General features: G+C 60.6%; 10 protein-coding genes and 8 tRNA genes. 2 read left to right on the top strand and 16 right to left on the bottom strand.

Features of this window, described 5'->3' with window-relative positions:
• Positions 1-520: 520 nt before the first annotated feature.
• The 5 genes from asd to leuC all read right to left on the bottom strand — a co-directional run bounded on the left by asd (position 521) and on the right by leuC (position 5825).
• Positions 521-1633, bottom strand: coding sequence for an aspartate-semialdehyde dehydrogenase (gene asd / locus PSCI_RS19245; RefSeq protein ID WP_045490095.1), 1113 nt, complete (start codon positions 1631-1633; stop codon positions 521-523).
• Between the two features lie 66 nt (positions 1634-1699).
• Positions 1700-2782 carry a 3-isopropylmalate dehydrogenase gene (gene leuB, locus PSCI_RS19240; RefSeq protein ID WP_045490094.1) on the bottom strand — a complete coding sequence of 361 codons (1083 nt, stop codon included), beginning with the start codon at positions 2780-2782 and terminating at the stop codon, positions 1700-1702.
• A 63-nt stretch (positions 2783-2845) separates the two neighbouring features.
• Complete coding sequence (locus PSCI_RS19235; RefSeq protein ID WP_045490092.1) at positions 2846-3610, bottom strand: class I SAM-dependent methyltransferase; 765 nt, start codon at positions 3608-3610, stop codon at positions 2846-2848.
• Positions 3611-3748: 138 nt separating this feature from the next.
• Positions 3749-4390: a 3-isopropylmalate dehydratase small subunit gene (gene leuD / locus PSCI_RS19230; protein WP_045490090.1), complete on the bottom strand. Its 642-nt coding sequence runs from the start codon at positions 4388-4390 to the stop codon at positions 3749-3751.
• A 10-nt stretch (positions 4391-4400) separates the two neighbouring features.
• The gene (gene leuC / locus PSCI_RS19225) at positions 4401-5825 is read right to left on the bottom strand and encodes a 3-isopropylmalate dehydratase large subunit (RefSeq protein ID WP_045490086.1); all 1425 of its coding nucleotides are present in this window, start codon (positions 5823-5825) and stop codon (positions 4401-4403) included.
• Positions 5826-6016: 191 nt separating this feature from the next.
• On the opposite strand from leuC, the gene PSCI_RS19220 reads away from it, so the two are divergent.
• Both PSCI_RS19220 and PSCI_RS19215 read left to right on the top strand, forming a co-directional pair.
• The gene (locus PSCI_RS19220) at positions 6017-6895 is read left to right on the top strand and encodes a LysR family transcriptional regulator (RefSeq protein WP_045490084.1); all 879 of its coding nucleotides are present in this window, start codon (positions 6017-6019) and stop codon (positions 6893-6895) included.
• Positions 6896-6955: 60 nt separating this feature from the next.
• Entirely contained in the window at positions 6956-9133 is a 2178-nt protein-coding gene (locus tag PSCI_RS19215; RefSeq protein WP_045490082.1) for a putative bifunctional diguanylate cyclase/phosphodiesterase, read from the top strand.
• A 12-nt stretch (positions 9134-9145) separates the two neighbouring features.
• On the opposite strand, the gene PSCI_RS19210 is transcribed toward PSCI_RS19215, so the two are convergent.
• The 11 genes from PSCI_RS19210 to gltX form a co-directional block, all read right to left on the bottom strand.
• On the bottom strand, positions 9146-10099 hold the full coding sequence (locus tag PSCI_RS19210) for a tRNA dihydrouridine synthase (protein WP_045490080.1): 954 nt from the start codon (positions 10097-10099) through the stop codon (positions 9146-9148).
• A gap of 28 nt (positions 10100-10127) precedes the next feature.
• Positions 10128-10589 carry an acyl-CoA thioesterase gene (locus PSCI_RS19205; protein WP_045490077.1) on the bottom strand — a complete coding sequence of 154 codons (462 nt, stop codon included), beginning with the start codon at positions 10587-10589 and terminating at the stop codon, positions 10128-10130.
• A 153-nt stretch (positions 10590-10742) separates the two neighbouring features.
• Positions 10743-10818 (bottom strand) — tRNA-Glu (locus tag PSCI_RS19200).
• Positions 10819-10863: 45 nt separating this feature from the next.
• A tRNA-Ala gene (locus PSCI_RS19195) sits at positions 10864-10939 on the bottom strand.
• 64 nt (positions 10940-11003) lie between these two features.
• A tRNA-Glu gene (locus PSCI_RS19190) sits at positions 11004-11079 on the bottom strand.
• Positions 11080-11122: 43 nt separating this feature from the next.
• A tRNA-Ala gene (locus tag PSCI_RS19185) sits at positions 11123-11198 on the bottom strand.
• A gap of 64 nt (positions 11199-11262) precedes the next feature.
• Positions 11263-11338, bottom strand: a tRNA-Glu gene (locus PSCI_RS19180).
• A gap of 43 nt (positions 11339-11381) precedes the next feature.
• Positions 11382-11457, bottom strand: a tRNA-Ala gene (locus tag PSCI_RS19175).
• A gap of 50 nt (positions 11458-11507) precedes the next feature.
• Positions 11508-11583, bottom strand: a tRNA-Glu gene (locus PSCI_RS19170).
• 68 nt (positions 11584-11651) lie between these two features.
• Positions 11652-11727 (bottom strand) — tRNA-Ala (locus PSCI_RS19165).
• Between the two features lie 185 nt (positions 11728-11912).
• Positions 11913-13394: a glutamate--tRNA ligase gene (gltX, locus tag PSCI_RS19160; RefSeq protein ID WP_045490074.1), complete on the bottom strand. Its 1482-nt coding sequence runs from the start codon at positions 13392-13394 to the stop codon at positions 11913-11915.
• Positions 13395-13476: the final 82 nt, after the last annotated feature.

Raw genomic sequence — 13476 nt, 5'->3', positions numbered from 1 at the left:
CTATAAACCCGGAGCGGATAAATTCTCAATATATAAATTTACATCCCATATATAGGGATTTAATGATGCGCCGCAATGATTTGAAATGGTCGCGAATTGGTCTTTCGTTTTGTGCAAGGATCATTGCCGCGGTTGTCTGGACTGCGGGTTTCGCCCCGACGGGCGACCCTATTTTGTGCTTTGCAAAATAGGGGAAAACCGCTTGCTCCTGGCTTGGGTCCGCCCTGCGGGCGAACTTCCCTCCGTCCGGCATCGATTCGGGGGCCGGCGCGATGGGCATCCCTGCCCAGCGCACCTGCTCCTGATATCAAGAGCAGCGACATCCATGTCGGTTTCTCCCCCGAATCGACGCCTATCCTCGGCCAGCGCCCAAGTCGCGATTCGCGTCGTTTGTGCCATCTCGGCTCGAAGAGCAAAAGCCCAAGCAGCGGCAGCGACAGCGGCGAGAATCTGCGCCCATAAAAAAACCCGCGGCCTTCTCAGGGCGCGGGTTTGGCTGATACGGGGCCGTAGCCGGGTATCAACGCTCCAGCAGGATGCGCAGCATGCGACGCAGCGGTTCGGCCGCACCCCACAGCAGTTGGTCGCCTACGGTGAAAGCGCCCAGGTATTGCGAACCCATGTTCAGTTTGCGCAACCGGCCAACCGGTACGCTCATAGTGCCGGTCACGGCAGTCGGGCTCAGTTCCTTGATGCTGGCTTCGCGGTGGTTCGGCACCAGCTTGACCCAAGGGTTGTGCTGGCTGATCAAGGCTTCGATGTCGGCGATCGGCACGTCCTTGTTCAGCTTGATGGTCAGCGCCTGGCTGTGGCAGCGCATGGCGCCGATGCGCACGCAGATACCGTCGACCGGGATCGGGTTCTTGAAGCGACCCAGAATTTTGTTGGTCTCGGCCTGAGCCTTCCACTCTTCGCGGCTCTGGCCGTTTGGCAGCTCTTTGTCGATCCACGGGATCAGGCTGCCGGCCAGCGGTGCGCCGAAGTTTTCGGTCGGGAACGCATCGCTGCGCATGGCCTCGGCCACTTTGCGGTCGATGTCGAGGATCGCGCTGGCCGGGTTGGCCAGGTCATCGGCGACCGCCGCATTGATGCCGCCCATCTGACGAATCAGCTCGCGCATGTTCTGCGCGCCGGCACCGGAAGCCGCCTGGTAAGTCATGGCCGTCATCCAGTCGACCAGACCGGCTTCGAACAGGCCGCCCAGGCCCATCAGCATCAGGCTGACGGTGCAGTTGCCGCCGATGTAGTTCTTGGTACCGGCATCGAGCTGCTGGTCAATGACCTTGCGGTTGACCGGGTCGAGCACGATCACCGAGTCGTCCTGCATGCGCAGGCTCGACGCCGCGTCGATCCAGTAGCCTTGCCAGCCGGCTTCACGCAGCTTGGGGAACACCTCGTTGGTGTAGTCGCCGCCCTGGCAGGTCAGGATGACGTCGAGGGTTTTCAGCTCTTCGATGCTGTACGCATCTTTCAGAGGAGCCACGTCCTTGCCTACCGACGGGGCCTCGCCACCCACATTGGAGGTGGTGAAGAACACCGGTTCAATGAGGTCGAAGTCCTGTTCTTCACGCATCCGCTGCATGAGCACGGAACCGACCATGCCACGCCAACCGATCAGACCTACACGTTTCATCGCAACACCTTAACTAAAAGTGGGACCGCCGCGTTACCCCAGGCAAACAACGGCGGGCCAGAGAGATTACAGATTTCGCAGCGCCGCGACTACCGCATCACCCATTTCACGAGTGCCGACCTTCTGCTTGCCTTGCGACCAGATATCACCGGTGCGCAGGTCCTGATCCAGGACTACGCTGACGGCCTTCTCGATGGCATCGGCGGCATCGGTCAGATTGAAGCTGTAGCGCAGCATCATCGATACCGAAAGGATGGTTGCCAGCGGGTTGGCAATGCCTTGACCGGCGATGTCCGGAGCCGAACCGTGGCAAGGCTCGTACATGCCCTTGTTGTTCGAATCCAGCGACGCCGATGGCAGCATGCCGATCGAGCCGGTAAGCATCGAGGCTTCGTCGGACAGGATGTCGCCGAACATGTTGTCAGTGACGATCACGTCGAACTGCTTGGGCGCACGCACCAGTTGCATGGCGGCGTTGTCGACGTACATGTGGCTCAGCTCGACGTCCGGGTAGTCCTTGGCAACCTGCTCGACCACTTCACGCCACAGCTGGCTGGACGCCAGAACGTTGGCCTTGTCGACCGAGCACAGCTTCTTGCCACGCACACGGGCCATGTCGAAGCCGACCTTGGCGATACGACGGATTTCGCTTTCGCTGTATGGCAGGGTGTCGTAGGACTGGCGCTCGCCGTTTTCCAGCTCGCGGGTGCCGCGTGGTGCGCCGAAGTAGATGCCGCCGGTCAGCTCACGGACGATCAGAATGTCCAGGCCGGCCACGATTTCAGGCTTGAGGCTGGACGCTTCGGCCAGTTGCGGATACAGGATGGCCGGACGCAGGTTGCCGAACAGGCCCAGTTGCGAACGGATTTTCAGCAGGCCGCGCTCAGGACGAATGTCGCGCTCAATGGTGTCCCACTTCGGACCGCCCACCGCACCCAGCAACACCGCGTCGGCCGCACGGGCGCGCTCCAGGGTTTCGTCAGCCAGCGGCACGCCGTGCTTGTCGATGGCTGCGCCACCGATCACGTCGAAGTTCAGCTCAAAGCCCAGGCTGTATTTTTCGTTGGCCAGCTCCAGCACCTTGACCGCTTCGGCCATGATTTCCGGACCGATACCGTCGCCTGGGAGAATCAGAATCTGCTTGCTCATAACATCCTCGGTAGTGTGCGCCGCGCAACGCGCTTTAAGTAAACGCTGCGGGCGGGCAAAAACTTATCGCTCGGCCCACAGCACCAGAACATCGGTGCTGAACGAGCCATCTTGCTCAATCTCGAAATACTCGCGAACCTCGGCGCCCATCGCCTGTTGCAGCTCGCGGATGGCTACCCGCATGGCCTGCGGGGTGCGCATGCGCTCAACCCAGGAAGTGAACTCCAGGCGCAGCCGCTGGCGGCTGTGACTGCGGGTGAACAACCCCGCCTCGCTGACCTGACGCAGCCACTCGGCCGCCGCATAATCACGCACGTGGCTGGTGTCACGCAGCACTTCGACGCTCTGCAAATAGGTGTCCAGTAACGGGCTGCCCGGCGACATCACATCGACAAACGCCGCCACCCCGCCCGGCTTGAGCACCCGCCGCACTTCACGCAGGGCCAGGCCCAGGTCGCTCCAGTGATGCGCCGAGTAACGGCTGAACACAAAATCAAACTCGCCATCGGCGAATGGCAACTGCTCGGCGGCGCCTTGTTGCGTGCGGATATTGCTAAAACCGCGATCCTGCGCGGTCGCCGCGACCACATCCAGCATTTGCCGGGAGAGGTCATAGGCCACGACTTCCCCCACCGAGGCGGCGACATTAAAGCTAACGTGGCCCGCACCGCAACCCAGATCCAGCAACCGCGCGTCACTGCGCCCGGCCACCTCGGCCTGCAGTAGCGCAAACTCGCTGCCCTGGGCATGTACGGCACTGCTCAGATAGGCAGACGCCTGCTCGCCGAATTGACGCTGGACAACCTGGGTATGCACGGATTGGGTCATGGCCTGGATCCTTGGGTGAAATGCGGTAGGAGCGGCCGGGCGGCGATCCGCTTTAGCCGCGAATAGATTTAGCCGCGAATGGCTCTTCGCGGCTAAAGCCGCTCCTACCACGGGGCAGAACATTAGTTGCAGGTTTTGTCAGTCGCGGAACAACCACGGCTGGCTGGCACGATGCCTGGCTTCAAACGCATGGATGGCATCGGCGTCGACCAGGGTCAGGCCGATGTCGTCCAGGCCGTTGAGCAGGCAATGCTTGCGAAACGCATCGACTTCAAAGCTGTAGGTCTTGCCATCAGGACGAGTCACGGTCTGGGTCTGCAGATCGATACTCAACTGATAACCTGGCTCGGCCTCAACCTGCTTGAACAGCTCGTCGACTTCCTGCTCGGTCAGGATGATCGGCAGCATGCCGTTCTTGAAGCTGTTATTGAAGAAGATGTCGGCGTAGCTCGGCGCGATGATGGCGCGGAAACCATACTCTTCCAGCGCCCACGGCGCATGCTCACGGCTGGAACCGCAGCCGAAGTTTTCCCGGGCCAGCAGCACGCTGGCGCCCTGATAGCGCGCGTGGTTGAGCACGAACTCCGGGTTGACCGGACGCTTGGAGTTGTCCTGGTAAGGCTGGCCCACGTCCAGGTAGCGCCATTCGTCGAACAGGTTCGGACCAAAGCCGGTGCGCTTGATCGACTTGAGAAATTGCTTGGGGATGATCTGGTCGGTGTCGACGTTGGCACGATCCAGAGGCGCCACAAGGCCGTTGAGCTGGGTAAAGGCTTTCATGCTGGGCTCCTTAGTGCTGGATCAATTCGCGAACATCAATGAAACGACCGGTCACCGCCGCCGCCGCGGCCATCGCCGGGCTGACCAGGTGGGTACGCCCACCGGCGCCCTGGCGACCTTCGAAGTTGCGGTTGGAGGTCGACGCACAGTGCTCGCCAGAGCCCAGGCGGTCAGGGTTCATGGCCAGGCACATCGAGCAGCCTGGCTCACGCCATTCAAAACCGGCTTCGATGAAGATCTTGTCCAGGCCTTCTTTCTCGGCCTGCTCTTTGATCAGGCCGGAACCTGGCACCACCATGGCCTGCTTGACCGTGGCGGCAACCTTGCGGCCCTTGGCAATTTCTGCGGCAGCGCGCAGGTCTTCGATCCGCGAGTTGGTGCACGAGCCGATAAACACACGGTCGAGCTTGATATCGGTAATCGGCTGGTTGGCTTTCAAGCCCATGTATTTCAGCGCCCGCTCGATAGAGCCACGCTTGACCAGATCCGGCTCCTGGGCCGGGTCCGGCACATTGTCATCAACGGCCAGGACCATCTCCGGAGAAGTGCCCCAGCTGACTTGCGGCTTGATCTGCGCTGCGTCCAGCTCGACCACGGTGTCGAACACGGCATCGGCGTCAGACACCAGGTCTTTCCATACTTCAACCGCACGGTCCCAGTCCTGGCCCTTGGGCGAGAATGGACGACCCTTGACGTACGCCAGGGTTTTCTCGTCGGTGGCAACCATGCCGACACGGGCACCGGCTTCGATGGACATGTTGCAGATGGTCATGCGGCCTTCGATCGACAGGTCACGGATCGCGCTACCGGCGAACTCCATGGCATGGCCGTTACCGCCAGCGGTACCGATCTTGCCGATCACGGCCAGGACGATGTCCTTGGCGGTCACGCCAAATGGCAGTGTGCCTTCGACCCGCACCAGCATGTTTTTCATTTTCTTGGCGACCAGGCACTGGGTGGCCATCACGTGCTCGACTTCCGAGGTGCCGATACCGTGGGCCAGCGCACCGAAAGCGCCGTGGGTCGAGGTATGCGAGTCGCCGCAGACCACGCTCATGCCAGGCAGGGTGGCACCCTGCTCCGGGCCGACCACATGGACGATGCCTTGGCGCAGGTCGTTCATCTTGAATTCGGTGATGCCGTATTCGTCACAGTTATCGTCCAGAGTCTGGACCTGCAGACGCGAGACCTGGTCGGCAATCGCCTCGATACCGCCCTTGCGCTCGGCGGTGGTCGGTACGTTGTGGTCCGGGGTGGCGACGATCGAGTCTACCCGCCATGGCTTGCGGCCAGCCAGGCGCAGACCTTCGAACGCCTGCGGCGAGGTCACTTCATGGATGATATGGCGGTCGATATAGATCAGCGACGAGCCGTCGTCGCGTTCTTTGACCACATGGGAATCCCACAACTTGTCGTAAAGCGTTTTGCCAGCCATCGGACGGTATCCTCATCAACGTCTTTCTATGCCTTAAGGGCACCTCTGAAAACTACCGGCGTTTTTAGAGGCACCCTCGGGTGATCGTGCTCGATGACCCCTTGGCTTGTGCGGACAATGCTATGGAATGTGCTTAAATAACTCCAATTCATAATTTTTATGCTTTGGATAACCAACTGGAATCCGTCGTCATGGATCTCGCCAATCTCAACGCTTTTATTGCTGTGGCCGAAACCAGCAGCTTTTCCGGTGCCGGTGAACGCCTGCACCTGACCCAGCCGGCCATCAGCAAACGCATCGCAGGACTGGAACAGCAACTCGACGTGCGTCTGTTTGACCGCCTCGGCCGGGAAGTCAGCCTGACCGAGGCCGGCCGCGCCTTGCTGCCCCGCGCCTATCAGATTCTCAACGTGCTGGACGATACCCGGCGGGCACTGACCAACCTGACCGGCGAGATCAGCGGCCGGCTGACCCTGGCGACCAGCCACCATATCGGCCTGCACCGTCTGCCACCGGTATTGCGCACTTTTACCCGGCTGTATCCGCAGGTGGCGCTGGACATCCAGTTTCTCGACTCGGAAATCGCCTACGAAGAAATCCTCCATGGCCGCGCGGAACTGGCGGTGATCACCCTGGCGCCCACGCCCCATACCCTGGTGCGGGCGGTCGCGGTCTGGGAAGACCCGCTGGACTTCGTCGCCGCCCCGGAACATCCGCTGGCCAACAGCGGGCCGGTAAGCCTGGAAGACATTGTGCGCTATCCGGCGGTGTTTCCCGGCGGCAACACCTTTACCCACCATATTGTCAGCGGCCTGTGCGAGGCCCGTGGCCTGAAGCCGGACATCGCCATGAGCACCAATTATCTGGAAACCATCAAGATGATGGTCTCCATTGGCCTGGCCTGGAGTGTATTGCCGCGCACCATGCTCGACGAACAAGTGGCGCGCATCCCGTTGCCGGGCATACAGCTCAATCGCCAGCTAGGCTACATCCTGCACACCGAGCGCACGCTATCCAATGCCGCCAGAGCGTTCATGGCCCTGCTCGATGCACAAGCCAGCCCTCATTGAAGGGCTACCGGACGCTGAACGATCGAATTACCAGCTTTATTCATACAGGCTCGTGATCTCATGCCCGACCCAATGGACAGTATGGCGTTGCAGTTGTCCGAGCAGCCCCCAAGCCGGGAAGCCCTGCAAGAGACGCTCAGGCAGACCCGCGAACAACTGCAACTGGCCCTTGAGGCGGCGCAGCTTGGGCTATGGGAATGGCATATCCCCAGCGGCCAGCTGCAAGCCGACCAACGCGCCGCACAACTGCATGGCGGGTCGGCCGAAACGCGATCACAGCCCTGCGAAACGTTTTTTGCGCCACTGCCAGAAGCCGAGCGGCAACGCCTGCTGCACGATTGCCGCACGCTGATCGAAGCTCAGACCCCGCAGTTGCTCAGCACCTACAGTGTCGAATCGGCCAGCGGCAGCCCGCGCCGGCTGGAAACGCGGGTGCGCCTGCACCGCGATAGCGAGGGCAACCCGCTGCGGCTGCTGGGCATTTTGCGCGATATCAGCGAGCTGGCCCCGGCAAGCGATTTGCAGAACACCCGGGATACCTTTGCCAGGGCGTTCTACTCCAGCCCCGACTCGATCACCATCACTGAACGTCAGAGCGGCCGCTATCTGGAGGTCAACGAGGGCTTCTGCCAGTTGACCGGCTATCGCCCCGACGAAGTGCTGGGACGTACGGCCGCGCAAGTCAACGTCTGGGGCAGCGCCGAGCAGCGTCAACAGATGATCGTCTACCTGGAGGAGCATGGTCGTATCCATCATCGGGAAATGCTCTGGCGCAACAAACTGGGTGAACAACTGATCCTCGACATGTGTGTCGAGCCGATGATCCTCGACGGGGTCGATTGCCTGCTGGTTACCGCCCGGGACATCGCCCAGCTCAAGAATGCCCAGGCGCAGATTCAGCACCTGGCCTACCACGATCCGCTGACCAACCTGCCCAACCGCGCACTGCTCACCGACCGCCTCAACCAGCAGGTTTCGCTGTTGCGCCATCACCAGTTGCGCGGCGCATTGATGTTTCTTGATCTGGACCACTTCAAGCACATCAATGACTCGCTAGGCCACCCGGTCGGCGACAGCGTGCTGAAAATCATCACGGCGCGCCTGGAAGCCAGCGTGCGCCAGGAAGACACGGTCGCGCGGCTGGGCGGCGATGAGTTTGTGGTATTGATCAGCGGCCTGGCAGGCAGCCGTGAACAGGTGACGCGGCAAATCCGCGAACAGGCCGATGCGCTGCGCCAGTTGCTCGCCGAACCGATGTTTCTCGATGGCCATCGCCTGCAAGTCACCCCCAGCATCGGGATTGCGCTGATTCCCGATCATGGCACCCATTCAGCCGACCTGTTCAAGCGCGCCGACATTGCCCTGTATCGCGCCAAGGATTCGGGCCGCAACACCTCGCAGCTGTTCCACCCGCGCATGCAGCAAGCGGCGGTAGAACGCCTGCAACTGGAAAATGATTTGCGTCTGGCGCTGGTGCGCAACGAGTTCTACCTGTGCTATCAGGCCCAGGTCGATGCCCGCAGCCAGCGCATCATCGGCGCCGAGGCACTGGTGCGCTGGCAGCATCCTGAGCGCGGCCTGCTCAACCCTGCGCAATTTGTGCCGGTGCTGGAAGAAACCGGGATGATTCTGGAAGTCGGCGGGCGGGTGCTGGAACAGGCCTGCAAAGCCTGCTCGCAGTTGTTGCGGCGCGGCCTGATCGACCGCCATGGCTTCAAAATGGGCGTTAATATCAGCCCAAGACAGTTTCACCAGAGCGACTTCGTCGAGCGTATCGAACACCACCTGCTGACCTGGCAACTGACCGGCAGCATGCTCAAGCTGGAAATCACCGAAGGCATGGTGATCCAGAACATCGACGACACGATTGACAAAATGCAGCGCCTGAAAAAACTGGGCATCAGTTTTGCCATGGACGACTTCGGCACCGGCTATTCATCGCTGACCTATCTCAAGCGCCTGCCGATCGACACACTGAAGATCGACCAGTCATTTGTCCGCGACGCCACCACCGACCCCAATGACGCCGAAATAGTCCGCGCAATCATCGCCATGGCCCAAAGCCTGGCCCTGCACGTCATCGCCGAAGGCGTGGAGCACCCTGACCAACTGAGCTTTCTGCAAGAGGCCGGCTGCCACGTGTATCAGGGTTACCTGTTCAGCGAGCCGCTTGAAGACCCGGCCTTCGAGGCCCTGCTACGCCTGCAGGGCCATTTGCAGCCGCTCACCGAGGGCTGACCCTGACAGCGCTCAGGACTGAGGCTGATAACCGAGCAGATCACTGATACGCGCACAATCGGTTTCGCGGCGCAGCAGACCGAACATCGCAGTGGCTTCAGGGTAGCTCTTGGTCAACAGCACCAGCCACTGCTTGAGACGGCCAGGGGCCTGCAAGGGTGTCAGCTTGACCAGACACGCCGCCCAGAACTCGCGCAGCATGGGCTGTAGCGCGTCCCAGCTCATCGGCTGCACGGGCTGACCGGCGGCCGCCGCGACGATCTGCTGCGCCAGATCCGGTCGCGCCACCAGACCGCGACCGAGCATGAAGTCCTGTGCACCGCAGACTTCACGGCAGCGTTGCCAATCCTCGACGGTCCAGATTTCGCCGTTGGCCACCACCGGCACCTTGACCACCTCCTGAATGCGGGCGATCCATTCCCAGTGCGCCGGCGGCTTATAGCCATCGACCTTGGTTCTGGCATGCACCACAATGCGCGCCGCACCGCCGTCAACCAGCGCTCTGGCGCAATCCAGAGCCTGATCGGTGTCGGCATAGCCCAGCCGCATCTTGGCGGTGACCGGGATATCGGCAGGCACCGCACGGCGCACATGGCTGACAATGCTGTGCAGTAGCTCAGGCTCACGCAACAAAATGGCACCGCCCCGCGAACGATTGACGGTCTTGGCCGGGCAGCCGAAGTTCAAGTCGAGTACTGGCGCGCCCAACTCGCAGGCAAACGCGGCGTTTTCCGCCAGGCACACCGGGTCAGAACCCAGCAGTTGCACATGCATCGGCACCCCGGATGCAGTACGGGCACCGTTGTGCAGTTCAGGGGCAAGCTTGTGAAAGTAGGCGGCGGGCATCAGCCGTTCGGTGACCCGGATGAATTCGGTCACGCACCAGTCGATGCCACCCATTTGGGTCAGCACATGGCGCAGGATGTCGTCGACCAGCCCTTCCATGGGCGCCAGGGCAATTTGCATGGGTCACACTCGAAAAAAGTCCGGCAGTTTACTGGTCAACGCCGGGATTGGAAATGCCGTCCTGGCGGATCGCTGCGCCGTAACCATCAATGAAACTCTGCGGCATGCGTTTGGGCCGCCCGCTGGACAACTCGATACAGACAAAGGTGGTTTGCGCCCGCAGCAAGGTCACGCCATCGACCGGGCGACGCAGCTGAAAGCGCCGGGTCATTTTCAGCCGTTTGTCCCAATCCACGATCCAGGTCGCCAATTGCAACTGGTCATGCTCGTAGGCACTGGCCAGGTAGTCGATTTCATGGCGGACCACCGCCATGGCACGATCGAGCCGACGGTATTCGGTCAAATCCAGGCCCAAATACTGAGAGTGCCGCCAGGCGCAGCGCTCCAGCCAGGTGACGTACACAGCGTTATTGGCATGACCCAGACCGTCGATATCTTCTGCGGCGACGTTAAGATCGATGATGAAGGGCGTTGACTGGTCCCAGACCATGCGTGCTCCTGCGGTAATGGCGTTGATCGCAGGCAGTGTAGCAAGCGCGGCCCAGAGCCGCAGACGGCGTCGGGAGGAAAATCGGGACGCCAGAAAAACAAAAGGGCCATTCAACATTCGAATGACCCTTGGGCCCGCATAAGCGGAAAATTGTGGCGTCCCCTAGGGGACTCGAACCCCTGTTACCGCCGTGAAAGGGCGGTGTCCTAGGCCACTAGACGAAGGGGACGCAAAACCTTCAGTCAGATTCGCAGTTCAGCGAACCCTGGCAAATTGGTGGAGCTAAACGGGATCGAACCGTTGACCTCTTGCATGCCATGCAAGCGCTCTCCCAGCTGAGCTATAGCCCCGAATTTTACGCCCTGCGGCGGAGCTTGGCTTGCGCCTTACCCAATAACTCTTCATCTCTAAACCTGGCGTCCCCTAGGGGACTCGAACCCCTGTTACCGCCGTGAAAGGGCGGTGTCCTAGGCCACTAGACGAAGGGGACGCAAACCTTCAGTCAGATTCGCAATTGAGCGAACCCGGCAAATTGGTGGAGCTAAACGGGATCGAACCGTTGACCTCTTGCATGCCATGCAAGCGCTCTCCCAGCTGAGCTATAGCCCCGAATTTTACGCCCTGCGGCGGAGTTCGGCCTGCGCCTCACTCATTAACTCTTCATCTATAAATCTGGCGTCCCCTAGGGGACTCGAACCCCTGTTACCGCCGTGAAAGGGCGGTGTCCTAGGCCACTAGACGAAGGGGACGCAAACCTTCAGTCAGATTCGCAATTGAGCGAACCCGGCAAATTGGTGGAGCTAAACGGGATCGAACCGTTGACCTCTTGCATGCCATGCAAGCGCTCTCCCAGCTGAGCTATAGCCCCGAATTTTACGCCCTGCGGCGGAGCCCGACTTGCGCCTGACCCAATGAAAATGGCGTCCCCTAGGGGACTCGAACCCCTGTTACCGCCGTGAAAGGGCGGTGTCCTAGGCCACTAGACGAAGGGGACAAAACCTTCATGACCGGCTTGCGCCGATCGATTCAAAGTCATTGCTGGATGACTCTGAACCTTTAATTTGGTGGAGCTAAACGGGATCGAACCGTTGACCTCTTGCATGCCATGCAAGCGCTCTCCCAGCTGAGCTATAGCCCCACATCAGTGGACGGGGCGCATATTAAGAGCGATTAAATGTTCTGTCAAATTTATTTTCGCGAAAAATCAAAAACTTTTTTCGACAGAACAATCACTTACCTGCCCTGCCCCGCCCCACAAACCAGCTTACCGCAAGGCCACCAGAAACAACTCTGGCAGCCGTGTTCAGGTATTGCCAAACCCGCTCAGCCAATGGCGCCCAGCAGTTTTTCCCACTCTTTGTTTTCTTTCTTCGATACACCGCCAAGGAGGTCCAGCGCCTGACGCAGACGGAAGCGCGTCAGGTCCGGGCCGAGAATCTCCATGGCATCGAGCACCGATACCGAGCTTGCCTGGCCGGTAATGGCGGCGAACATCAATGGCATGGCATCACGCAACTTGAGTTGCAGATGCTCAACCACTGCCTGGATGCAGGCGGTGATGGCGTCTTTTTCCCATTGGCGCAGCGACTCAAGCTTCCAGAGGATCAACTGCATCAGTTGCCGAACCTGCTCAGGCGACAGTTTTTTGCTTTCGAACAGCGCTGTATCCGGTGTCACGCCACCGGCAAAGAAGAACCCGGCCAGCGGTGCAATCTGGCTGAAGGTCTCTACCCGGCCCTGCACATGCGGGGCGATCTTCATCATGTATTCAGGGTTGAGCGCCCACTGCTGGACCCGCGCCGCGAACTGCTCGACCGGCAGTTCACGCAACCACTGGCCATTGAGCCACGACAGTTTTTCGATATCGAAGATCGGCCCGCCCAGCGAGATACGCGACAGGTCGAAGTTGTCGACCATTTCTTGCAGGGTGAACTTCTCGCGCTCATCCGGCATCGACCAGCCCATCCGCCCCAGGTAGTTGAGCATGGCTTCGGGCATAAAACCCATGCGCTCGTAGAAGGTCACGGAGGTCGGGTTCTTGCGCTTGGACAACTTGCTCTTGTCCGGGTTACGCAGCAGCGGCATGTAGCACAGCTGCGGCTGTTCCCAGCCAAAGTACTCGTAAAGCAGAATCAGTTTGGGTGCCGATGGCAGCCATTCTTCGCCACGCAGCACGTGGGTGATGCCCATCAGATGGTCGTCGACCACGTTGGCCAGGAAGTAGGTCGGCAGGCCGTCGGCCTTCATCAGCACCTGCATGTCCATGCGGTCCCACGGGATCTCGACGTCGCCACGCAGCAGGTCCGGCACCACGCACACGCCTTCGCTCGGCACCTTCATGCGGATCACGTGCGGCTCGCCAGCAGCCAGGCGGCGCTGGACCTCTTCAGGCGACAACAGCAGGGCGCGACCGTCATAGCGCGGTGTCTCGCCACGGGCTTGTTGCTCGGCGCGCATCTGGTCCAGTTCTTCAGCAGTGCAGAAGCACGGGAAGGCGTACCCTTTGTCGACCAGTTCCTGAGCGTACTGGCGGTAGATATCGCCGCGCTCGCTCTGCCGGTACGGACCATGCGGACCACCCACGTCAGGCCCCTCATTCCACTCGATACCGAGCCAGCGCAGGGCGTCGAAGATTTGCTGTTCGGACTCACGGGTCGAGCGCAACTGGTCGGTGTCTTCGATGCGCAGGATGAACTCGCCGCCGTGCTGTTTGGCAAAGCAGTAGTTGAACAGCGCGATATAGGCAGTGCCGACGTGAGGGTCGCCAGTAGGCGACGGCGCGATACGGGTACGGACAGTGGTCATGGATAGTTCCGGTTCAGGTCGATCAAACCGGGGATATTAGCAGGCCGGAGCCTCGTGGCTCCAGCGCACACCGTAGGAGCGG

It is taken from the genome of Pseudomonas sp. StFLB209, from assembly GCF_000829415.1.
Lineage (GTDB): Bacteria > Pseudomonadota > Gammaproteobacteria > Pseudomonadales > Pseudomonadaceae > Aquipseudomonas.
The sequence above is the reverse complement of the archived record's forward strand: the minus strand, read 5'-3'. Positions and strand labels throughout refer to the sequence as shown.

Coding starts and splice junctions, on each gene's coding strand:
- asd (WP_045490095.1), bottom strand. CDS start 1,633: ATGAAACGTGTAGGTCTGATCGGTTGGCGTGGCATGGTCGGTTCCGTG.
- leuB (WP_045490094.1), bottom strand. CDS start 2,782: ATGAGCAAGCAGATTCTGATTCTCCCAGGCGACGGTATCGGTCCGGAA.
- PSCI_RS19235 (WP_045490092.1), bottom strand. CDS start 3,610: ATGACCCAATCCGTGCATACCCAGGTTGTCCAGCGTCAATTCGGCGAG.
- leuD (WP_045490090.1), bottom strand. CDS start 4,390: ATGAAAGCCTTTACCCAGCTCAACGGCCTTGTGGCGCCTCTGGATCGT.
- leuC (WP_045490086.1), bottom strand. CDS start 5,825: ATGGCTGGCAAAACGCTTTACGACAAGTTGTGGGATTCCCATGTGGTC.
- PSCI_RS19220 (WP_045490084.1), top strand. CDS start 6,017: ATGGATCTCGCCAATCTCAACGCTTTTATTGCTGTGGCCGAAACCAGC.
- PSCI_RS19215 (WP_045490082.1), top strand. CDS start 6,956: ATGCCCGACCCAATGGACAGTATGGCGTTGCAGTTGTCCGAGCAGCCC.
- PSCI_RS19210 (WP_045490080.1), bottom strand. CDS start 10,099: ATGCAAATTGCCCTGGCGCCCATGGAAGGGCTGGTCGACGACATCCTG.
- PSCI_RS19205 (WP_045490077.1), bottom strand. CDS start 10,589: ATGGTCTGGGACCAGTCAACGCCCTTCATCATCGATCTTAACGTCGCC.
- gltX (WP_045490074.1), bottom strand. CDS start 13,394: ATGACCACTGTCCGTACCCGTATCGCGCCGTCGCCTACTGGCGACCCT.